19 protein-coding genes are annotated in these 20224 nt (G+C 60.7%); 8 read left to right on the top strand and 11 right to left on the bottom strand.

What is annotated here, in order from left to right; all coding sequences use genetic code 11:
* Positions 1-192: 192 nt before the first annotated feature.
* The gene (locus GQF02_RS16175) at positions 193-1020 is read right to left on the bottom strand and encodes an AraC family transcriptional regulator (protein ID WP_160798084.1); all 828 of its coding nucleotides are present in this window, start codon (positions 1018-1020) and stop codon (positions 193-195) included.
* A gap of 101 nt (positions 1021-1121) precedes the next feature.
* On the bottom strand, positions 1122-1898 hold the full coding sequence (gene xth / locus GQF02_RS14520) for an exodeoxyribonuclease III (RefSeq protein WP_160798086.1): 777 nt from the start codon (positions 1896-1898) through the stop codon (positions 1122-1124).
* A gap of 122 nt (positions 1899-2020) precedes the next feature.
* Between xth and GQF02_RS14525 the strand changes: the two genes are divergently transcribed.
* A complete protein-coding gene (locus GQF02_RS14525; RefSeq protein ID WP_160798088.1) occupies positions 2021-2200 on the top strand; it encodes a hypothetical protein in 180 nt (59 codons plus the stop codon).
* A gap of 50 nt (positions 2201-2250) precedes the next feature.
* Here the strand turns inward: GQF02_RS14525 and GQF02_RS14530 are convergent, their stop codons facing one another.
* The 3 genes from GQF02_RS14530 to GQF02_RS14540 all read right to left on the bottom strand — a co-directional run bounded on the left by GQF02_RS14530 (position 2251) and on the right by GQF02_RS14540 (position 7110).
* Positions 2251-3342, bottom strand: a complete 1092-nt coding sequence (locus tag GQF02_RS14530; RefSeq protein WP_160798090.1) for a porin — start codon at positions 3340-3342, stop codon at positions 2251-2253.
* 93 nt (positions 3343-3435) lie between these two features.
* Entirely contained in the window at positions 3436-4932 is a 1497-nt protein-coding gene (locus GQF02_RS14535; RefSeq protein ID WP_124736491.1) for an amino acid permease, read from the bottom strand.
* Between the two features lie 144 nt (positions 4933-5076).
* The gene (locus tag GQF02_RS14540; RefSeq protein WP_160798092.1) at positions 5077-7110 is read right to left on the bottom strand and encodes a M3 family metallopeptidase; all 2034 of its coding nucleotides are present in this window, start codon (positions 7108-7110) and stop codon (positions 5077-5079) included.
* A 71-nt stretch (positions 7111-7181) separates the two neighbouring features.
* On the opposite strand from GQF02_RS14540, the gene GQF02_RS14545 reads away from it, so the two are divergent.
* From GQF02_RS14545 to GQF02_RS14565, 5 genes are all read left to right on the top strand, one after another.
* Positions 7182-7715, top strand: coding sequence for a gamma carbonic anhydrase family protein (locus GQF02_RS14545; protein WP_160798094.1), 534 nt, complete (start codon positions 7182-7184; stop codon positions 7713-7715).
* A gap of 230 nt (positions 7716-7945) precedes the next feature.
* Positions 7946-9289 carry a GntT/GntP/DsdX family permease gene (locus GQF02_RS14550; RefSeq protein WP_124736488.1) on the top strand — a complete coding sequence of 448 codons (1344 nt, stop codon included), beginning with the start codon at positions 7946-7948 and terminating at the stop codon, positions 9287-9289.
* A gap of 54 nt (positions 9290-9343) precedes the next feature.
* The gene (dsdA, locus tag GQF02_RS14555; protein ID WP_124736487.1) at positions 9344-10690 is read left to right on the top strand and encodes a D-serine ammonia-lyase; all 1347 of its coding nucleotides are present in this window, start codon (positions 9344-9346) and stop codon (positions 10688-10690) included.
* Positions 10691-10773: 83 nt separating this feature from the next.
* Positions 10774-11757 carry a DNA-binding transcriptional regulator DsdC gene (gene dsdC / locus GQF02_RS14560; protein WP_124736486.1) on the top strand — a complete coding sequence of 328 codons (984 nt, stop codon included), beginning with the start codon at positions 10774-10776 and terminating at the stop codon, positions 11755-11757.
* Between the two features lie 33 nt (positions 11758-11790).
* Positions 11791-13434: a methyl-accepting chemotaxis protein gene (locus GQF02_RS14565; RefSeq protein ID WP_160798096.1), complete on the top strand. Its 1644-nt coding sequence runs from the start codon at positions 11791-11793 to the stop codon at positions 13432-13434.
* Here the strand turns inward: GQF02_RS14565 and tpx are convergent.
* From tpx to GQF02_RS14595, 6 genes are all read right to left on the bottom strand, one after another.
* Entirely contained in the window at positions 13407-13901 is a 495-nt protein-coding gene (gene tpx / locus GQF02_RS14570; RefSeq protein ID WP_124736484.1) for a thiol peroxidase, read from the bottom strand. The genes GQF02_RS14565 and tpx overlap by 28 nt on opposite strands.
* Positions 13902-14036: 135 nt before the next feature.
* Positions 14037-14651: an O-methyltransferase gene (locus tag GQF02_RS14575; RefSeq protein ID WP_160798098.1), complete on the bottom strand. Its 615-nt coding sequence runs from the start codon at positions 14649-14651 to the stop codon at positions 14037-14039.
* 172 nt (positions 14652-14823) lie between these two features.
* A complete protein-coding gene (locus GQF02_RS14580; RefSeq protein WP_160798100.1) occupies positions 14824-15198 on the bottom strand; it encodes a nuclear transport factor 2 family protein in 375 nt (124 codons plus the stop codon).
* Positions 15199-15434: 236 nt separating this feature from the next.
* Positions 15435-15824 carry a carboxymuconolactone decarboxylase family protein gene (locus GQF02_RS14585; RefSeq protein ID WP_160798102.1) on the bottom strand — a complete coding sequence of 130 codons (390 nt, stop codon included), beginning with the start codon at positions 15822-15824 and terminating at the stop codon, positions 15435-15437.
* A gap of 17 nt (positions 15825-15841) precedes the next feature.
* Positions 15842-16741 (bottom strand): DMT family transporter, encoded by a 900-nt coding sequence (locus GQF02_RS14590; RefSeq protein ID WP_160798104.1) that lies wholly within the window; start codon positions 16739-16741, stop codon positions 15842-15844.
* Between the two features lie 41 nt (positions 16742-16782).
* The gene (locus tag GQF02_RS14595) at positions 16783-18207 is read right to left on the bottom strand and encodes an aminotransferase-like domain-containing protein (protein WP_160798106.1); all 1425 of its coding nucleotides are present in this window, start codon (positions 18205-18207) and stop codon (positions 16783-16785) included.
* Between the two features lie 120 nt (positions 18208-18327).
* Between GQF02_RS14595 and GQF02_RS14600 the strand changes: the two genes are divergently transcribed.
* Positions 18328-19095 carry a transporter substrate-binding domain-containing protein gene (locus GQF02_RS14600; protein WP_160798108.1) on the top strand — a complete coding sequence of 256 codons (768 nt, stop codon included), beginning with the start codon at positions 18328-18330 and terminating at the stop codon, positions 19093-19095.
* Positions 19096-19102: 7 nt separating this feature from the next.
* The gene (locus GQF02_RS14605; RefSeq protein ID WP_160798110.1) at positions 19103-20209 is read left to right on the top strand and encodes a succinylglutamate desuccinylase/aspartoacylase family protein; all 1107 of its coding nucleotides are present in this window, start codon (positions 19103-19105) and stop codon (positions 20207-20209) included.
* The last annotated feature ends 15 nt before the right edge of the window (positions 20210-20224 follow it).

Below are 20224 nucleotides of genomic sequence, written 5' to 3' on the forward strand. Positions count from 1 at the left end.
CGTTAAAGGCGAAGCCGGTACCGTGATCTCGACCGAAAAAGCCGGTATCGAGTGGTACTGATCATTTCCCAGCGGATCTAGCCAAAGCCAGCCTTACCGGCTGGCTTCTTTACCAAGGCTGCGGTCTGAAGCTTGCGTTAAACCATAAAAAAGGCCGGCCCAAAGGGCCGGCTTTTTTCTCTGACGGGCACATCACTCATTCTGCCGGCTACGATATTCGCCCGGGGTCATACCCCGATGGCGCTTGAAAGTCATGGCCAGATGCGAGGCTGAATTGAAGGCCAGACGGTCGGCAATCTCCTGTATCGGCAAACGCGTGGCAAACAGCAGATAATCTGCCGCCTCCATTTTCTTGTCGATCAGATAGGCATGAAATGGCTTGCCAAAGAAGCGCTTGAAAAAGCGGCTGAAACTGGACTCGGACATATGGACCAGACTTGCCGCATGCGCAATATCCAGCGGCTCAGACAGGTGCTCGCGGATGTATTCGCTGATGGTCAGACACAGCTGGATATCCCGCTGTTCGACCGGATGATTCTGCTCCGAAGCCAAAGGGTGCCATTCACGCGCCGTACTGAGCGTATGCAGTATCTGCAGGATGGAAATCAGATACTCCATGCGAAAGCTATTGCGGATCATGAAAAAATCACGCCGCGCATGCATGGCGGTGCCGCCGTGAAACAGCAGGCCGGCAAAACCATGGCGCAGCAGATCCTGGATAGGCGTGAGATAGTGCGAGTTGAAAAATTCCGGCCCCAGGCGGGCCAGATTGATCGCCAGCGAATCCCAGCGCGCATCGGCGGTTCGAACCGTCACATGGTGCCGGACAAAAGGCGAGATAAATAACACGGCATCCGCCGCCAGCTCGACCGGCTCTGCCGTTCCGATCGCGACCAGCACGCCTTCGCTACGGGGAAACACCAGCTGGCTGTAAGGATGAAAATGCGGCGCACTGTCCTGCTGCTGTTGCAGCTTATCAAACAGGGTAAAGTCGAGGCGGTTGTCAAAAGCGTAATCCACACAGGCTCCCAGGCATTCGGCTTGCCGGCCATCATCCGGCAAGCCGGCCTCCCTGCCAACATGGATAGCACATACTCTTGATTCAGAACAAATAGTAAGGACTATTCCGCTGCCAGTGTCAGCACCACCGGCGTGTGATCGGATGGACGCTCCCATTTGCGCGGCACCTTGTCGATATCGCAAGCCAGCGCCCGCGCCTTAAGCGAATCGCTGATCAGAATGTGGTCGATGCGCACGCCAAGATTGCGGCGGAACATCATCGCACGGTAGTCCCACCAGCTGTACTGCTTGTCGTCCTGATTAAACAGGCGGAAAGAATCGGACAAGCCAAGCGCAATCAGGCGGAAGAAGGCGGCGCGCTCGGGTTCCGAGCACAAGACCTTGCCCTGCCAAGCCTCGGGGTCATATACATCGCGGTCGTCGGGTGCGATATTGTAGTCACCCAGCAAGGCGAAATCGGTATGTGCAGCCACTTCGCTTGCCACATAGCCTTCCAGTGCCGCGAGCCAGGCAAGCTTGTACGGGTACTTTTCCGAGTCGACCGCCTCGCCGTTGACGAAGTAGGCACACATCACGCGCACCCCGCCTACCGTGGCGGTGATCACCCGGCGCTGTACATCGTCGTAACCGGGAATACCGCTGACCACATCGCTTAAGGTCAAAGGGCTGCGCACCAGAATCGCCACGCCGTTATACGTTTTTTGTCCCAGCCAGGCTGCGCGGTAACCGGCCGCCTCGATCTCTTCCTGCGGAAACTTGTCCTGATCCAGCTTCAGCTCCTGCAGGCACAAGACATCGACCGGATTATCCTGCAGCCATTGCAAGACTTGTGGCAGGCGCACCTTGAGAGAGTTGACATTCCAGGTAGCCAATTTCATCAATAAACCCAATCCGTTAAACAATACGTTTAATCAATTAAACAACACTCGCCGCAAGAAACATTGTCAGCCCGCTCACCTGCGGCCTAGAATCAAATCGTCATATCAACGGAGAGAGCCTTTTGCGAGCTCAAGACAAGCGTTTGCAGCACACCGATGCACGGGCAATTTGCCCGACGCAGAATCCGAATCGTACCACCCTGACCCCGATTGCGCCGTCATTCGCGCTGCGCACCCCCACCTTCCGCCACCGCCATACGCTGGGTTCACCCGAGCGGGACGAGCCGGAAGCCAGCCGCTGATAATGCAAAACCGCCCGTTATCGGGCGGTTTTGCTTATACCGGAACCTGCCTAGAACGAGTGGGAAACACCGACCCCCAAGGTGTATTCGCTATCGGTGCCGCTGCCGCTATAAAACGGCACGTTCTGGCCATATTTGACATGGCCATACGAGACATAGCTCATGGTGCGTTTGGAAATCTGGTAATCGGTACCGACAACCCACTGCTTGTAGCCGGTGTCTGACTGTTTGGAGCCGTTTGCGTCAACATCCCAGCCATAGGCGTAGGTCAGGCGCGGCGTGAAGTTGCCCAGGCTATAGGACGCGGTCAGCTCGGCCTCGCGGGTTTTGTAGTTAGTGTTCCCCAGCGTGTCAAAACCCGGATTTGCTGCCGGCCACAGGTTGCCACCATAACCTCTGGTTTGCTGATAGCCAGCGGCCAGATACAACGGGCCTTCGCTGTACATCAGTTCGAAACGCTGCCCCAGAGCAGGAGATGTCTCAGCCTCATTATTGTTCTGATAATTCAGATAGCTATACGCAGCAGTAAAAGCATCCCAGTTATACGACACGCCGAAGTTGAAGGTGTTCTGCTTGGGCTGGCCATTGCCCGGCTCGCTAAAACCGTACAACAGGGCAAAGTCGAGACCTCCGAGCAGAGTCGGGCTGTCGTAGCGGATGGCGCTGTCCACCCTGCCATCGGTGCGGGTAAATATATTGCTGCCGTTGACGTGGGTGTTGCCGTTATACGTCCATGGGTCGACGTACTCCATATTCGAGTTCTGAAAGGTGCTGATGCGGCCCAGCTTGACCGAGCCCCAGTCATCCGAGGCCAGGCCGACGAAGCTGTCACGTGTGGCAAAGGTATTGCCCGACCCGCCATCGGTAAAATCAATACCCTGCTCGAGCTGCCAGATCGCCTTCAGGCCATTGCCCAAGGCTTCATTGCCGCGAAAGCCGATATGCGAGTTCACACCGGATGCGCTATCTATCTCGGTGGTAGCGCCAAATGAACCCGCAGTCTGGCCTGCGCTGTTATCCGGATAGGTCGCCGTCGCCGTCTTGTTGCGGGCAATCTCGCCGGTCATCTTGCCGTAGATTTCCACATCGGCCATTGCCGCTGCCGGCAAGGCAGCGATGGCCAACACCATTAATTTTTTCATATCCATAGTCTCCTGTGAAACCCACATCCACCCCAGCAGCACAAGCCTGAAACAGGGTTGCACGCAGCCTTGTGCAAACCCCTTACGTTTTAGTCAACTATCATCCGCTTTGCGCGCAGGCTCTACCCTGGGCGGGAATTGCATCTCGTCTATCCGCACAAACCGGGTCTTGTGTTTGATGCGGTAAACCAGCCACACCAGCAAAAACAGCGGCAAACCGATATAGGTGGCGATGATGCCGTTCCAGTTGATATTGGCCTCGAAAAAGGCTTCATAGTTTTGCCCGAGCACGATAAACAGGCACAAGCTGAAGGCGAACAGGGGGCCGAAGGGAAAGAAGCGCGCACGGTAAGGCAGTTCGGACAAGGAACGCCCTTGTGCGATAAAGCCCTTGCGGAAACGGTAGTGCGAAATGGCAATACCCAGCCAGGCAAGAAAACCGCATAGCCCGGACAGATTGAGCAGCCACAGGTAAATCACCTGATCACCGACCAGCGAGGTAAAAAAGCACAAGGCCCCAACCACAGTCGTCATCAGCAGCGCGTAAATCGGGATGCCGTTCTTGCTGAGTTTGGCAAACACCTTGGGCGCCTGCCCGTCCAGCGCCATCGAATACAGGGTACGGGTAGAGGCGTACATGCCCGAATTGCCCGCAGACAGAATGGCCGTGAGGATCACCGCATTCATGATGGACGCCGCCGCCATGACGCCGCTTTTTTCGAGCACCAGGGTAAAGGGCGAGACCGCGATATCCTTGACATTGCTTCTGAGCAGCAAGGGATCGTTATACGGCAGCAACAGGCCGATCATCAGAATGGACAGCACATAGAAGATCAAGATACGCCAGAACACCTGACGTATGGCTTTGGGTATGGTTTTTTCCGGATGCTCGGCCTCGCCTGCCGTGATACCGATCAGTTCGGTCCCCTGATAGGAAAAGCCGGCAATCATCGCCACACCGATAATAGCGCCCAGACCACCGACAAACGGCGCCTCTCCCATGGTGAAATTGGATAGCCCCGGTGCCGGCCCCTTGCCCAGCACACCCAACAGCATAAAGACACTGGCCAGCAGGAACACCACCACTGCGGCGACCTTGACCATGGAAAACCAGTATTCCCCCTCGCCGAAACTCTTGACCGAAAAAGCATTCAGCAACACAAAGATGGTCAAAAACAGAGCACTCCACCAGTAACCGGGCACGTCGGGAAACCAGAATGCCATCACAATCTGCGCCGCCACCAGTTCAACGGCGATGGTCACCGCCCAGTTGAACCAGTAATTCCAGCCCTGGGCAAAGCCGAAAGCCGGATCGACAAAACGCTCGCTATACAGGGTGAACGAGCCGGATTCGGGCATATACGCCCCCATCTCGCCGAGGCTGGACATCAGGAAATACACCATGATGCCGATCACCAGATAAGCCACCACCGCGCCCCCCGGCCCGGCCTGCGCAACCGAAGCGCCGGAGGCGACAAACAGGCCGGTGCCGATGGCTCCGCCTATCGCGATCATGGTCAGATGGCGTGCCTGCAAGCTGCGATGCAGCCCTGTTGTTGTCTGTTCTTGTGCGCCAGCTTCGCTACTCATGCCTTGTGCTCCTGTCTGAGAGACGCCTGTCTACTCAAAATAGCAGGCCAATGTAATTTCTCCCCCTTCAGGCATCCCAAATGGAAACAAAAAAGCCACCGGATTTACACCGGTGGCTTTTGAATGGAAACATATAGTTTGTGCTTAATGCACCGCTTCAACCATGCCGCCATGGCGCAATAGCGCGTCGATCTGAGGGTCACGACCACGGAAGGCACGGAAGGATTCCAGCGCCGGGCGCGAACCGCCTACGGCCAGAATCTCGTTCCAGAAACGTGCACCAGTTTCCGGGTTGGCGCCGCCCGCTTCTTCGAATGCCGCGTAGGCATCGGCCGACAACACTTCCGCCCACTTGTAGCTGTAATAGCCGGCGGCATAGCCGCCACCGAAGATATGGCTGAACGAGTTGGGGAAGCGGTTATAGGCCGGCGGACGGTTGACGGCCACCTCGTCACGCACCGCGTCCAGCAGCGCCATCCAGTCGCCGTCAGCATCCATCTCGTGGTACATGCGCATGTCGAACAGCGAAAACTCCAGCTGGCGCACCGTCATCATGCCGTTCTGGAAATTCTTGGCCGCGATCATCTTGTCAAACAGCAGCTTGGGCAGCGGCTCGCCGCTGTCCACCTGCGCCGTCATGCCCTGCAGCACATCCCATTCCCAGCAGAAATTCTCCATAAACTGCGATGGCAGCTCGACTGCATCCCACTCGACGCCGGAAATACCGGACACGCCCAGCTCGTCGACGCGGGTCAGCAGGTGGTGCAGGCCATGACCGAACTCGTGGAACAGGGTGATCACTTCGTCGTGGGTAAATACGGCTGGCTTGTCGCCAACCGGGCGGGTGAAGTTGCAGGTGAGGAAGGCCACCGGCTTTTGCACCTTGCCAGCCTTGGCGCGGCGGCCGAATACGTCGGCCATCCACGCGCCCGGACGCTTGCCTTCGCGCGCGTAAAGATCAAGGTAAAAACCGCCGATCAGCTCGCCATCCTTGACGATCTCGAAGTAGTCCACATCGTCGTGCCATACCTTCGCCTCCGCCTTGCGGATGTCGACGCAGTACAGGGTTTTCACCACGCCGAACAGGCCGTCCAGCACGCGCGGCTCAGGGAAGTATTGCTTGAGCTCCTGCTCGGAGAAGGCATAGCGCTGTTCGCGCAGCTTTTCGCTGGCGTAGGCGATGTCCCACGCTTCCAGCGACTCCAGACCCAGCGTTTCGCGGGCAAAGGCTTCCAGCTCGGCGCGGTCTTGCGCCGCATACGGCTTGGCGCGCACCGCCAGATCGCGCAGGAAGGCAATCACCTGCTCCGGCGACTCGGCCATCTTGGTGGCCAGCGACAGCTGGGCGTAGGAGTCAAAACCCAGCAACTGCGCTTCTTCGCGTGCCAGTTTCAGCTTCTCGCGCATAATGGGGGTGTTGTCCTGCTCCGCCGGGCCGAATTCTGACGCGCGCTTGGCGTAGGCTTCATACACCTCGGCGCGCAGTTCACGCTTGTCGGCATACTGCATCACCGGGAAATAGCAAGGAAACTGCAGGGTCAGCTTGAAGCCTTCCTTGCCATCGGCCGCCGCCATCGCGGCAAACATGGCACGCGCGTCGTCCGGCACACCGGCAAGCTCAGCTTCATCGGCAATGATTTTCACCCAGGCATCGGTCGCGTCCTGCACATTCTCGGAAAACTTGGCCGACAGCTCGGACATGCGCGTCGATACCTCGACATAGCGCGCCTTCTGCTCGTCCGGCAGCTCGGCGCCAGCCAGACGGAAGTCGCGCAGCGCATTTTCGATCACGGTCTTGCGCGCCTGTGGCCAGGCAGCAAAATCGCCGGCGGCACGCAAAGCCTGATACTTGGCGAACAGCTCAAGGTTCTGCCCAAGCTCGGTGCCGAACAAGGACACCTTGGGCAGAGCGGCATTGAACGCATCGCGCATGCCGTCCATGTTGAGCACGCTATTAAGGTGGTAGACCGCATTCCATGCGATCCCCAGCCGCTCGGTGGCATCGGTCAGCGGGCCTTCGACATTGTCCCAGCCCGGGGTGTCGCTATTGGCGGTCACAGCAGCGACGGCGGCACGCGCCTCGGCCAGCAGCTGGTCGATGGCGGGCGCGACATGCTCGGCGCGGATTTCATCGAAACGGGGCAGGCCAGAAAAATCGAGCAGCGGGTTGGTATTCATCGTTATGTCATCCTTGGTCGGGGCTCGCCTGTATGATAGGCAGCATCAAACGACAAGATGAGGACAGCCCGATGAATCACAACCTGCGTTCTTTTGATGGCATCACACCAAATGTGGCCGCTTCGGCCTATATCGACCCGGCAGCCGTGGTCATCGGTGAGGTCACACTGGAAAAAGACAGCTCGGTATGGCCGTATGCGGTCATTCGCGGCGACGTAAACAGCATCACCATCGGTGAAGGCAGCAATGTGCAGGACTTCGCCATGTTGCATGTCTCCCACAAAAAAGAATCCGATCCGCTGGGCGCGCCGCTAGTCATCGGCAAGCATGTGACCATCGGCCACCATGTGACGCTGCACGGCTGCACCATAGACGACGAGGTGCTGGTCGGCATCGGCTCCATCGTGCTGGATCGTGCGCATATCGAAAAGCATGTACTGGTCGGGGCAGGTTCGCTGGTGCCGCCGGGCAAACGGCTGGAGTCGGGCCATCTGTATCTAGGCAATCCGGTGAAAAAGGTGCGCGCGTTGACGGCAGACGAGATCGCCTATTTCAAGTACTCGGCCGAGCACTATGTGCGGCTGATGAATAAGCACAAGGGCTGAAGAGCAGCGAACTGAAACCCTGCAGGCGCGGACTCCCGCGCCTGCGTCCACCTCCTGCCACGACGGCTGAAGCACGCTTCCAGCTGCACGCAGCACCCGCTGCCATACATGCACACAAATCATCTGTCACCTGAAAAACCATCCTTTGCCAGTGACAGGGCAACAGCTGTCTAATCGCTCCCATCAGGCACGCTCACGATGCGTAAGCGGCCAATATTCCGGGAGATGTCATGCAAGGTGGTACAGGTTTATTACTGGTATTGCTATTGGCCATCGTGCTGATTGTGGTACTGATCGTCAAAGTCCGGGTTCATGCTTTTCTTGCACTGATGGCGGCCTGTTTCGTGGTCGGCATCGGCTCGGGCATGCCGCTCACCTCGATTGCCGCCTCGTTCGAAAACGGGGTCGGTGGCACGCTGGGCTTTCTGGCGGCGATTATCGGTCTGGGGAGCATTCTGGGCAAAATGCTGGAAGAATCCGGCGGAGCCGAGCGCATCGCCAAGACCCTGCTGCAGACGCTGGGCAAGGATCGCGCTTCATGGGCGATGATGCTGGTCGGCTTCATCGCCGGCATTCCGGTCTTTTTCGAAGTGGGCTTTGTGCTGCTAATTCCGCTGATCTATGTCGTCGCCAAAGAAACTCGCCTCAATATGCTGTATCTGGGCGTGCCGCTGGCCATTTCGCTGATGGTGGTGCATTGCATGCTGCCACCCCACCCTGCCGCCATGGCAATTACCGGCATGCTGGGCGCCGATGTAGGCAAGGTCATCATGTACGGCCTGATCGTGGGCTTGCCGACTGCCATCATCGCCGGCCCGGTCTGGATCAATCTGGTATGCAAGCGTGAAGCACCTTCTACCCAGCAGGCTTTTCTGGAAGAGCGCTGTGACAGCAGCGAGCGCAAGGATCTGCCCGGCTTCGGCATCACCCTGTTCACCATCCTGCTGCCGCTATTGCTGATGGTAGGCAAAACGGTTGCCACCATGGGGCTGACGCAAGGCACCACCAGCTACGAAGTGGTTGCCTTTCTGGGTAACCCGCTGCCAGCGCTGGCGATTGCGGTGATGTTCGCCTATTGGTCGCTGGGGCTGCGTCGCGGCCTGAAGATGGCCGACCTGCTGGTGCTGACCGACAAATGCTTCCCGCCACTGGCCAGCATCTTGCTGATCATCGGTGCCGGCGGTGCCTTCAACGGCATCCTGATCGACAGCGGCGTGGGCAAGGTTCTGGCCGGTACGCTGGCACAACTGGACATGAACCCTATCGTACTGGCCTGGCTGATTGCAGGGCTGATGCACTTCGCCGTCGGCTCGGCCACCGTTGCCATGATCAGCGCGGCCGGCATGGTATTGCCTATGCTGGGCGATAACTCCGGCTACAGCCGTGAAATCATCGTGATTGCCATCGGCGCCGGCGCTATCGGCTGGACCCACGTCACCGACTCGGCATTCTGGGTGGTGAAGGAATATCTGGGTGTCTCGCTATCCGATGCACTGAAGAAATTTACCGGCGGTACCGTGCTGGCCTCCGTGGTCGCACTGGGACTGACCTTGCTGTTGTCGCGCGTGATTTAAGCAGACTACAGACAACACACGATCAAACTTATTATCTGATACAGGAGCAACATCATGATTCTGGGCAAAACAATTGAAAGCTGGTGCGCCAGCTACCCGCTGATCAATGAACTGATCGCCTTGCAGGAAACCAGCTGGTTCAACCCTGGCATCGCACCGACGGCAGAAGCACTGGCAGATGTCGGCCTGACCGCTGCCGATGTGGCCGATGCCAGTGCCCGTCTGGACCGCTTTGCCTCCTACATCATGCAGGTGTTCCCGGAAACCCGCGCCAGCGGCGGTATTATCGAGTCGGGCATTCTGCCCATGCCCAAGCTGCAAGCCGAACTGATGGCGCGTCATGACCAGGAATCTGCCGGCCAGTTGTGGCTCAAGGCAGATTGCAACCTGCCGATTTCCGGTTCGATCAAGGCACGCGGCGGCATCTATGAAGTGCTCAAGCATGCCGAAGACCTGGCGCTGGCTGCCGGCCTGCTCACCATCGATGACGACTACGCCAAACTGGACAGCGATGCCATGCGCGCTTTCTTCGGCCAATACAAGGTCGCGGTCGGCTCGACCGGCAACCTCGGCCTGTCCATCGGCATCATGAGTGCACAGCTGGGCTTCCAGGCCTCGGTGCATATGTCGGCCGATGCCCGCCAGTGGAAGAAGGACAAGCTGCGCGCCCATGGCGTGACCGTGGTTGAATATGAATCCGACTACAGCGTCGCGGTGGCACAAGGCCGCAAACAGGCCGAATCCGATCCTAGCTGCCACTTTGTCGACGATGAAAATTCGACCAGCCTGTTCCTCGGCTACGCCGTTGCCGCCGAGCGCCTGCAGCGCCAGATCGCGGCCGCCGGCATCACTGTCGACGCCGAACACCCGCTGTTCGTCTATCTGCCATGCGGCGTTGGTGGCGGCCCGGGCGGGGTGGCCTTCGGTCTGAAACTGGTATTTGGCGATGCCGTACACTGCATCTTTGCCGAACCGACCCACTCGCCGTGCATGCTGCTGGGCGTCCATACCGGCATGCACGACGCGGTGTCGGTGCAGGACTTCGGCATCGATAACGTCACCGCCGCCGACGGACTGGCGGTCGGCCGTGCCTCCGGTTTTGTCGGCAAGGCGATGCAGCGCCTGCTGGACGGCTACTACACCGTCAGCGATGAAACGCTGTATCGCTATCTGGCACTGGCCGAACAGCTGGAAGGCATCCGCATGGAGCCTTCGGCACTGGCAGGCGTGCAGGGCATGGCGCGGGTACTGCAGGAAACACAGGGCTACCGTGCCCGCATCGGCCTGAGCGCCGAGCGCATGGCCAATGCAACCCATCTGGTATGGGGTACCGGTGGCAGCATGGTGCCGCCGGCTGAAATGGAAGCCTATCTGGCCAAAGGCCGGGCACTACTGGCCTAAACGTCGACACCCTGCACTGCCCGGGCGCGCTGATTGCGGCAGGCCCGGGCGGTTTGCATCCGGCTTTCCGGTACAATGCGACCATGTTGAATCTTTCGCCAAGAATGGGCGCCAAGCTCACCAACGCCCAGTTCGCCAACCTGCATACCTTTCTGGTGGCGGCCCGCCACCTGAGCTTCGCCCGCGCCGCCGAAGAGCTCTGCCTGACCGCCAGCGCCGTCAGCCACCGTATCGCCCGTCTGGAACAAAGCCTGTCACTTGCACTCTTCCACCGCCTGACCCGGAGGGTCGCCCTGACCGAAGACGGCGAGCGCATCTACCGCATTTTGCAAGGAGCGATGGGGGAGCTGTCAGAGGCATTGCAGCAGACACCGCAAGCCGAAGTGGCCGGCGCCATCGCGCTCTATGTCCGTCCGTCACTGGCTCAGTGCTGGCTGGTGCCGCGTCTGGCCAACTTCAGCGCCCGTTACCCGCATATCTCGCTGGATATCCGCGTGGGTAACGATAACGTCGACTTCCGCACGCAAGCCATCGACTTGGCCTTGTACTACGCCGATGGCGAGTTTCCCGGTCTGGTCGGCAGCAAGCTGATGGGGGAGATGATCGCGCCGGTGTGCAGCCCGGAATATGCCCATCAGCATGGTTTGCTGGACACGCCGGACAATCTGCGCCATTGCACCTTGCTGCACGATTCGCTGGCCTGGCATAACGCGGCCTACGATGCCGAATGGCGCTTGTGGGCGCGTCATCACCAGATGGATGCCTTGTTGCCCGAACGTAGCCTGACCTTTGACCGCTCGGATCTATGTGTAATTGCGGCGCTCAACCATGGCGGCATCGCTATCGGCCGCCATCAGCTGGTACAAAAGCGCATCGACAAGGGCGAACTGATCCTGCCCTTCGGCAATTTCACCCAGCCCGGCCACTATGATTATTATCTGGTTCACCCGCCCTACGCGGCCGTCCCCAAGCGACTGCAGGTGTTGATAGACTGGCTGCACGAATGCGCTACCCAGCCTTGCACGCCGGCTATTACTTGTCATAAAAATTTAACCACCCAAGGTTAAGCTGCGGCCATTCATATAAAATGGTGCCAGAGAATGACGATCAGCCAGCGCCTGTGGTCCTCGGTTGCGTTTACCCTCGCCTGCCTGCTGCTGGTCATGGCCAGCAGCGCCTATTTGCTGGAGCGGACACTGGGCGAGCTGGAGCGCAACCGCCAGCAACAGGCGCTCGGCATCCAGCTGTACACCCTCAAGAGCGAGGCGCTGGCCCTGTCCCGCGCCGACCCGCTGCTGGATGAAACGGCCGTCAGGCTCAAGCGTGCCGACGCCACTTACGCCCGCCTGCTGCCAAAGGTGCTGGCGGCCTTGCCGGCCAGCGAGCACGAAGCGTTCCGCAGCGCGGTTGCCGCCAGCTGGACGCAATACCACCAGCAGATGGCCTCGGCACTGCAAATTGCCGCCACCGCACCGGAAGACGCACTTGCCATCCCGGAGTCCGCCTACAGCAGCTTTCTGGCACCACTGGTCACACGGCTGGATCAGGATCTCCAGCGCCTGCAGACTCAGACGGAACGGGACAATCTGCAGATTTCCCGCGACCTCGACCAGCTGCTGTTGCTGGTGCTCGGGCCGCTGGCTCTGGCTTGTCTCGCCGTGGTGCTGTCGCAGGGGCTGATCGCCCACTGGCTCAAACGCCGTCTGCGCGCCATCGACCAGGCTGCCGGCCGTCTGGCCGAGGGCTGGCTGTCGACGCGCCTGCCCGAAGCGGGCAAGGATGAACTGTCGCACGCAGCGCAAGGCATCAACCGTTTTCTGGAAAAACTGTCGACACTGCTGTCCCGCGTCCACAGCCATGCAGCGGCCGGTGCACATGAAAACACGCTGCTGTCCGGGCTGACCCAGCAGGTGATCGCCATCAGCACGGCACAGGCGGAAGAAGCCAGCGTGTCACACCATGCAGCCAGCCGCGTCGATGAAGCGGCCGCCATGATCGCCCGCCATCTGGCAGTGATCGAAGCCGGCACCGCCGACGTGACGCGCCGCACCGCCAGCGCCCGCAGCGCATGCGAACAGGGCGCGGTCAAAATGGGAAGCCTGCTCGAACGCATCGATGCTGTTTCGCTGCAGATGAGTGAACTGAAATGTTCCAGCGACAATATCCGTCAGGTCAGCACGCTGATCCGCGATATCGCCGACCAGACCAATCTGCTGGCGCTCAATGCGGCGATCGAAGCGGCACGCGCCGGCGAGAGCGGCCGCGGCTTTGCCGTGGTCGCCGATGAAGTGCGCAAACTGGCCGAACGCACCCGCGACGCCACCGACGGCATCAGCCAGGCACTGCTGCAGATAGAAAACGCCACTGGCGTGCTCGACGGCACGATCCGGGACGCCGGTGTCACCGGCAACGATAGCCGCCAGGCGCAAAACGTGCTGGCAGAGACGCTGGCCGCTGTCGATGCGGCGCTGAGCGAAGTCAGCCACAAGGTTGGCGAAATTGGCGAGGCGGGCGAAGAGCAGGAGGCCAGCGGGCGACAGATCGTCGACACCAGCCGCCACCTGTCGGACAAGGCCCAAGCCATCGAACAGCAAATGGCCGCCATTGCCCCGATGACGCAACGACTGGATCAGGCCTCGGCGCTATTGCTGGGCGAGATGAGCTGGTTTAAACAGGCAGAGCAGGCGCCAGAAGTGGCGCCCCACCACCCTGGTGCTTACAACACCGCCAGCGCGGCGGCGTAGTCCGGCTCCTGCCCGACTTCGCTCACCAGCTCGCTATGCAACACTTTGTTGTCGGCATCCAGCACCACCACCGCACGCGCAGTCAGGCCCTGCAAGGGGCCGCTGGCGAACTCGACGCCCCAGGTACTGCGGAACTCGGGGTGGCGGAAGGTCGACAGATTGACCACGCCCTCGATACCTTCGGCGCCGCAGAAGCGCTTCTGCGCGAACGGCAGGTCGGCCGAGATGCACAGCACGGTCACGCCAGCGCGACCGGCGGCCTGCTCGTTGAACTTGCGCACCGAGGTGGCGCAGGTCGGGGTGTCGACGCTGGGGAAAATATTCAGGATCTTGTTGCCGGCAAAATCGGCCAGTGTCACCTCGGCCAGATCGCCGTTGGTAAGATTCAGGGCCGGAGCCTGAGAGCCGACGGCAGGCAGGCTGCCAGAAACTTCGATAGGATTACCGCGCAGGGTGATGGTAGGCATGGACTGCTCCTTGTGGGTTGACGCTGTATCGTGCGCCACATGCCATCGAGATTCAACCACACGCGCATGATGGGTAGGGAGGCTTAGACCGAAGGCCGTAACCCACCAGCGACAAAGGCATCCCTACGCGGTGGCTTACTCTGGCGCTACCGGCGCATCTTCCCTCACAGCCCGGGTCGCCATGAATTCACCATTACCGACCGGAACCACACAACAGAAGAATGCAGGATCCGCTTTGACCTGTGCCATAAACCCCACCATTTCCGCTTCGTGGGAGACGGCATTGTCAACGACCAGCAAACCGCCGGGTCGCAGAATACGCCGCAGCTCAGGCCACCAGCCAAGGTATTCTGAGCGCTCTGAATCGAGAAAGATCAGATCGTATGCATCATCCTCTGTCTCTGCCAGCACATGCCCTGCATCTTCTTGCAGCAAGATAATCTGTTGGCCCAGGCCCGAGCGCTCAAAGTTACTGCGTGCCAGCTGACACTTGAATTCAGAAAACTCTACGGTATGGACCTGCCCTCCTGTCGCCCTACATGCCTCGGCAAGCCATAGCGTCGAATAGCCATTCGATGTGCCGATCTCCAGCACTTGCCTTGCCTTGGCACTACGAACAAGCACGCCCAACAACTCCCCGGTGCTGCGGGTAATATTGAGCATGCGCCGGGGACGATCACTGATCGTTGCATCATTGCCCTCGCCAAACTGTTCAAGCTCACGCAATAACTGCTGCAGTCCTGTCTCCATCTTCCATCCTTTATGAGCGATCAGGCCTCTAGCCGAGGCCAAAGCATGAACCCGCCTGCAATGATGTAGCGTTCAAGGGCACCATGGAGGCGGCCGACACACTGCGTAACCCACCATCCACTCAGGCTCAAGCTGACGATGGACGGTTAATGACCTGCCCCTGCATCCCTATTTACCGCTCCACAAAATGAAGCCGCTGCTCATCCATGGCAAATGAAGCTTTATGGATCCGCCCTTGCCTGACTTCGTAAATGCAGAGCATTTCCATGCTGCCAACGCCTTCGGGAAAATTGCGCGTCACCCGCTCGTGATCGATGACGATATCGCCCATCTGCGAGCGCGAAATCAGGTCAGCGTACAGGTCAGCCTCGGCAAAGCGTGCAATGAATCGCAGCCGCATCTCGTCATGGCCTTGTGCCAGGCATTCTCCATGCAGCGCATACAGTGAAGCGTCCGGTGCGTAGGTTTCAAGTAGCGCGTCAATATCTTTAGCGTTGTAAGCATCAAGCTGCGCTTGCACCACCAAGGCTGGGGATGGATAAGACATGGCACCTCGACAAATTGGTGTTAGAGCGTGTTCACGATCTCGCGAGCGAGGGCGAGACAAGGCGAAAACGGCTGAGAAAGCGGAATGTACAGGTGGTACATGAGCATTTCGAAACCGTTTTCAACGCCGTATCGCTGATGCGCAGCAGATCGTGAACAGGTTCTTAGGAATAAAACGGGTGGGCTGAGAGGCCGGCAGAGCACAAGGCTTACCCCGGCGTTACCGGCTAAGCCCCCCTACTCCACCATCTCCAGCCCCAGCTCTGCCATCAGTTCGCGCGCAACGCGGAACGCTTCCACCGCCGCCGGTGCGCCACCGTAGACGCCGGCGTGCAGCAGCACTTCGCGGATTTCGGTAAGGGTCGCGCCGTTGTTGAGCGCGCCGCGCAGATGGCCCTTGAGTTCGGTGCTGCGCCCGAGCACGGCCAGCATCGCGCAGGTGACGAGGCTGCGGGTTTTCAGTTCGATGCCGCCGCGCTGCCAGGTGCTGCCCCAGGCATGCTCGTTGACCCAGTCCTGCAGCGGTTGCGAGAAGGCGTCGGCGCTACCCATCGCGCGCGCGACGAACTCCTCGCCCATCACCCGGGTGCGCATTTCAAGGCCGGCCTGTTTGTCCTGTTCACTCATCGTTGTCTCCTCTCGTGTCAGCGGTTCGCACGCGCGGCCAGCCACACGCCGGACAGGATCAGCGCGATCCCGGCGGCGTGATAGGCATGAAAGGCCTCACCCAAAAACAGCACCGACAGCAAGGCGCCGAACATCGGCATCAGGTGGATGAAGCTGCCAGCCCTGGCCGGTCCGACGCGGGCAACGCCGAGGTTGTAGAAATAGTAGGCGGCTACCGACGGCAGGGTGCCGACGTAGGCGAAGGTAATCAGCGTGGTGGTGTTCAGCGGCGCACGCTGCCCGCTGGCGTATTCGAGCAGGAAAAACGGCGTGATGCAGGAGAGGCCGATCACCACCAGCACGGTAAGCAAACCCAGGCGGTTCAACCCGGCCGGCAGGCCGCGCAGCAACAGGGTATACAGCGCCCACGCCAGCATGGCGGCAAATACCACCACATCGCCGTGGTTGATCTCGAGGCGGATCAGGCGCGCCAGCTCGCCGTGCGCGACGATGGTCAGCACGCCGGCAAACGACAGCAAAATCGCCAGCAACTGCAGGGCGCTGGCCTTGATGCCGAAAAACAGCGCACCCAGCAGCACAATCAGGATGGGAATAAACGAATTCATCAGCACCGCATTGGTGGCGGTGGTTTCCTGCACCCCCAGATACACCAGCGAATTAAAGCCGGCGATGCCGAACACCCCAAGCGCCAGCAAACGGCGCCAATAGGGTAGCCACAGCGCGCGCTGCTGCCATGCCGGCTTCAGCCCGAACGGCAGCAATACCAACAGCGCGATCGCCCAGCGCGCGAACGATAGCGTCAAGGGCGGAATGCTGGCATGGGTGGCACGGGCGAGTACGAAATTGCCGGACCAGAACAGCGTGGTCAGCACCAGGAGCAGATAGGCGGAAGTCAGCGAAGAGCGGGAGGTCGTCATCCCCCGACCTTGCCATGCCATACGAATTACCGCAAGCAGGACTAACCCTGTAGCCCCCCCAGATGCTGGGCCAGAAAAACCTCGACCCGCGCCTCTGCGCTGTATGCCACATTCAGGCGCAGATAATCCGATGCCTGCTGGCCGGGACGGAACAAGGCGCCCGGTGCCAGCATCACCCCCTCCTTGACCCCCTCTGCCGACAGCGCCACGCCATCACAGCCCTGCGGCAGGCGCGCCCAGACAAACATGCCCTCGCTGCCGGCGGCAAACACATCCAGGCCCTGCCGCGCGCACAGCGACAGCGTCTGCGCCCGCGCTTCGGCCAGCCGCGCGCGCAGCCGCGCAATGCGCCGCCGCTGCTGGCCATCGCTCAGCGCGGCCAGCGCCACCCGCTCGGCCAGCTCGGACGAGGTCAGGCCATACACCATCTTGTGATGGATCAGCGCCTCGGCCACCCCGCGCTCGGCGGCGACAAAACCCACGCGTAAACCCGGCGACAGAGTCTTGGAGAAGCTGCCGACATGTACCACCCGTCTCAGTCCGTCCAGCGCCGCCAGCGAGGGCACGCTGCTGGCAGAGAGCCCGGCACAGACATCGTCCTCGACGATCCAGAAGTCGTATTTCTCCGCCAGTTGCAGCACACGGTGGGCCGTGGCCGCGCTATAGCTGGCACCGGTCGGATTGTGCAGGCGCGGATTGGTGAAAAAGACCTTGGGCCGGTGCTGCTCCAGCAGCGCCTCCAGCGCCACCAGATCCGGTCCCTGTGGCGTCCATGGCACACCCAACGGCTGGATGCCGTGCAGCGGCAGACCGATGACCAGATTGCAGTAGCCGGGATCATCGACCAGCACACAGTCACCCGGCCGGGTCAGACAGGCCAGCGCCAGCGTCAGCGCCTGGCTCGCCCCCTGCGTCAGTACCAGTTGCTGGCGGCTCAGCGGCAGCCCCGCCTCGCCCAGTTCGCGCACCAGGTAGTCGCGCAGGGCGGGCAGGCCGCCCGGCTCGCCATAACCGGCCAGTTCGCCGCCCGAAGTACTGCGGGCGACCTGGCGCAGGCCACGCTCCAGCCCCATATCGGCAAACCATGCCGGCGGCAGCCAGCCGCTGCCGGGCTTGATCGCGTCCGGTGGCGGCTCGTACAGGCTGTCGGCCAGCCAGAAAGCATGGGCCGGCAGCGGCGGCAGGCTGTCGAGCTCGGGCCGCCCCTGCCCGCTCCCTGCCAAGTAGAAGCCTTCGCCGCGACGGGCACTGATGATGCCGGTGGCAACCAGACGGTCATAAGCCTCGGCCACGGTAAAGGTGCTGATGCCCAGTTCGCGCGAGAGCTGGCGGATGGACCACAGCCGCTCGCCGGCAGAGAGTTGTCCCTCCTGGGCTGCGCGGCTGATCGCATCCACCAGCTGCTGAACCAGGGTTCCGGCGGCGGGCTGCAGCCTGAAAATGCTGAAAACATGCTGTATAGCCATTTTTACCTGTACGGGCTAGGTGGTATTCCGACCTTACTGTACCTGTTAGCGCAGCCGCCGTGGGCAATAAAGTGTTTGCTCGCCTGCCACGCGGCAAGGCCAGACCCAGAGGAGAACATTATGCAGATCAAGACATGGACCATGCTCACACTGGCCGCCCTGCTCGCAGGCCAGGCCCAGGCCGGCGACACCCTGCGCGTCGCCACCGATGGCACCTTCCCGCCCTATAGCGTGGTTGCACCCGACGGCAAGCTGTCCGGCTTCGATGTCGATATCGCCAATGCGCTGTGCACCGAGATGAAAGCCAAATGCGAGATCATGCGTTACGACTTCGACGGCATGATTCCGGCACTGAACGCACGCAAGTTCGACCTGATCGTCGCCTCGATGGCCATCACCCCCGAGCGCGAGAAGGCCGTGGCCTTCAGTGCCAAATACGAAGGCGGCTATTCGCAGTTTCTCGGCAAGAAAGGCATCCAGCTCACGGGCACGCCAGCGGGCATGAAGGGCAAGACGCTGGGCGTACAGCAGGGCACCATCCAGGAAAAATACGCCAAGGACGTCTTCGGCAAGGCCGGCGCCAAGGTACGCAGCTACAGCACCCCGGCTAACGCGCTGCTGGATCTGAATGCCGGCCGCGTCGACGCGATCATGGTTGAAATCGGTGTCGGCACCGAATTCCTCAAGGGCCCCGGCGGCAACAAACTCTCGCTGTTCGGCCCGAAGTTCAACGACGTCAAATACTTCGGCACCGGCTCGGGCATTGCCATGCGCAAGGCAGATCAGGCGCTGCTACAGAAGGTAAATACCGCGCTGGCGGCCATCCTGAAGAACGGCACCTACAAGAAGATCAACGACCGCTACTTCGACTACAACCAGTACGACTGAGCCTGCCATGCAAATCGAGACCCTGCCCCTGATAAGCCCGATACCGGGCCAGCAACATGCGCTCAAGCTGTGGCGCTTCGGCAATGCCGGCGCGCGCCCGCGCGTCTATCTGCAGGCAGCGCTGCATGCCGACGAAATTCCCGGCATGCTGACGCTGACGCTGCTGCGCGAGCGCCTGGCCGAGATGGAGGCCGAGGGCCACATCTGCGGCGAAATCCTGCTGCTGCCGGTGGCCAACCCCGTCGGTCTGGCGCAGCAGCATCTGGGGCTGGCGCAAGGACGCTTCGATGCGGGCAGCGGTCTCAATTTCAACCGCAACTATCCTGACCTCGGCCCCGGGCTGCTTGCGCGTCTGCAAGGTCTTCCGAGCCAGGGCGAGGCGATCGATACCGCCACCGTGCGCGAGCAGATGCAGGCGCTGCTGGGCGAATCCTGCCCGAAAACCGAGCTGGAAAGCCTGCAGCACACGCTGTTTGCGCTGGCCTGTGTCAGCGATGTGGTGCTCGACCTGCACTGCGATAGCGAGGCCGAGCTGCATCTGTATGTGCACAGCGAGCAACTGGACGAGGCGACGGCACTGGCCGGTTTCATGGGCGCCGCCGCGACCCTGCATGCAACCGAGCAGGGCGGCAACTCCTTCGATGACTGCTGCACCCGGCCGTGGTGGTGGCTGCGCCAGCATTACCCGCAACTGCCCATGGCCTGCTTTGCCGCCACGGTCGAGCTACGCGGCCAACTCGATGTGTCGCTGGAACAGGCGACAGGCGATGCCGCGCATCTGCTGGACTACCTGGTCTGGCGCGGTGCCGTCACCGGCGAGGCGCAACCGCCGGCCGCGCCGGCCATGCCGACCCCGCTGCAGGGTGTATCCGTCAGCTGTGCGCCGCATGGCGGCATCGTCAGCTACTGCCATCCGGTCGGCAGTCCGGTCGAAGCCGGCACACGGCTGGGCTGGGTAATAGACCCGCTGTCCGGCCAGCGCAGCGAACTGTGCGCCGAAGCCAGCGGCATCTATTACGCACGCGTGCTGCAGCGCTTTGTGCCAGCCGGCCTCGAACTGTGCTTTGTCGCCGGCGAGACGCCGCTGCGCAGCGGTCGCCTGCTGGCACTGTAAACCAAGGGAGCACAC

The organism is Craterilacuibacter sinensis (assembly GCF_009831765.1).
GTDB classification, from domain to species: Bacteria; Pseudomonadota; Gammaproteobacteria; order Burkholderiales; family Chromobacteriaceae; genus Craterilacuibacter; species Craterilacuibacter sinensis.

What these genes read in the sequence shown, in the direction of transcription:
- xth (WP_160798086.1), bottom strand. Translation starts at nt 1,898, where the DNA reads ATGAAATTGGCTACCTGGAATGTCAACTCTCTCAAGGTGCGCCTGCCA.
- GQF02_RS14530 (WP_160798090.1), bottom strand. Translation starts at nt 3,342, where the DNA reads ATGAAAAAATTAATGGTGTTGGCCATCGCTGCCTTGCCGGCAGCGGCA.
- GQF02_RS14535 (WP_124736491.1), bottom strand. Translation starts at nt 4,932, where the DNA reads ATGAGTAGCGAAGCTGGCGCACAAGAACAGACAACAACAGGGCTGCAT.
- GQF02_RS14540 (WP_160798092.1), bottom strand. Translation starts at nt 7,110, where the DNA reads ATGAATACCAACCCGCTGCTCGATTTTTCTGGCCTGCCCCGTTTCGAT.
- GQF02_RS14545 (WP_160798094.1), top strand. Translation starts at nt 7,182, where the DNA reads ATGAATCACAACCTGCGTTCTTTTGATGGCATCACACCAAATGTGGCC.
- GQF02_RS14550 (WP_124736488.1), top strand. Translation starts at nt 7,946, where the DNA reads ATGCAAGGTGGTACAGGTTTATTACTGGTATTGCTATTGGCCATCGTG.
- dsdA (WP_124736487.1), top strand. Translation starts at nt 9,344, where the DNA reads ATGATTCTGGGCAAAACAATTGAAAGCTGGTGCGCCAGCTACCCGCTG.
- dsdC (WP_124736486.1), top strand. Translation starts at nt 10,774, where the DNA reads ATGTTGAATCTTTCGCCAAGAATGGGCGCCAAGCTCACCAACGCCCAG.
- GQF02_RS14565 (WP_160798096.1), top strand. Translation starts at nt 11,791, where the DNA reads ATGACGATCAGCCAGCGCCTGTGGTCCTCGGTTGCGTTTACCCTCGCC.
- tpx (WP_124736484.1), bottom strand. Translation starts at nt 13,901, where the DNA reads ATGCCTACCATCACCCTGCGCGGTAATCCTATCGAAGTTTCTGGCAGC.
- GQF02_RS14575 (WP_160798098.1), bottom strand. Translation starts at nt 14,651, where the DNA reads ATGGAGACAGGACTGCAGCAGTTATTGCGTGAGCTTGAACAGTTTGGC.
- GQF02_RS14580 (WP_160798100.1), bottom strand. Translation starts at nt 15,198, where the DNA reads ATGTCTTATCCATCCCCAGCCTTGGTGGTGCAAGCGCAGCTTGATGCT.
- GQF02_RS14585 (WP_160798102.1), bottom strand. Translation starts at nt 15,824, where the DNA reads ATGAGTGAACAGGACAAACAGGCCGGCCTTGAAATGCGCACCCGGGTG.
- GQF02_RS14590 (WP_160798104.1), bottom strand. Translation starts at nt 16,741, where the DNA reads ATGACGACCTCCCGCTCTTCGCTGACTTCCGCCTATCTGCTCCTGGTG.
- GQF02_RS14595 (WP_160798106.1), bottom strand. Translation starts at nt 18,207, where the DNA reads ATGGCTATACAGCATGTTTTCAGCATTTTCAGGCTGCAGCCCGCCGCC.
- GQF02_RS14600 (WP_160798108.1), top strand. Translation starts at nt 18,328, where the DNA reads ATGCAGATCAAGACATGGACCATGCTCACACTGGCCGCCCTGCTCGCA.
- GQF02_RS14605 (WP_160798110.1), top strand. Translation starts at nt 19,103, where the DNA reads ATGCAAATCGAGACCCTGCCCCTGATAAGCCCGATACCGGGCCAGCAA.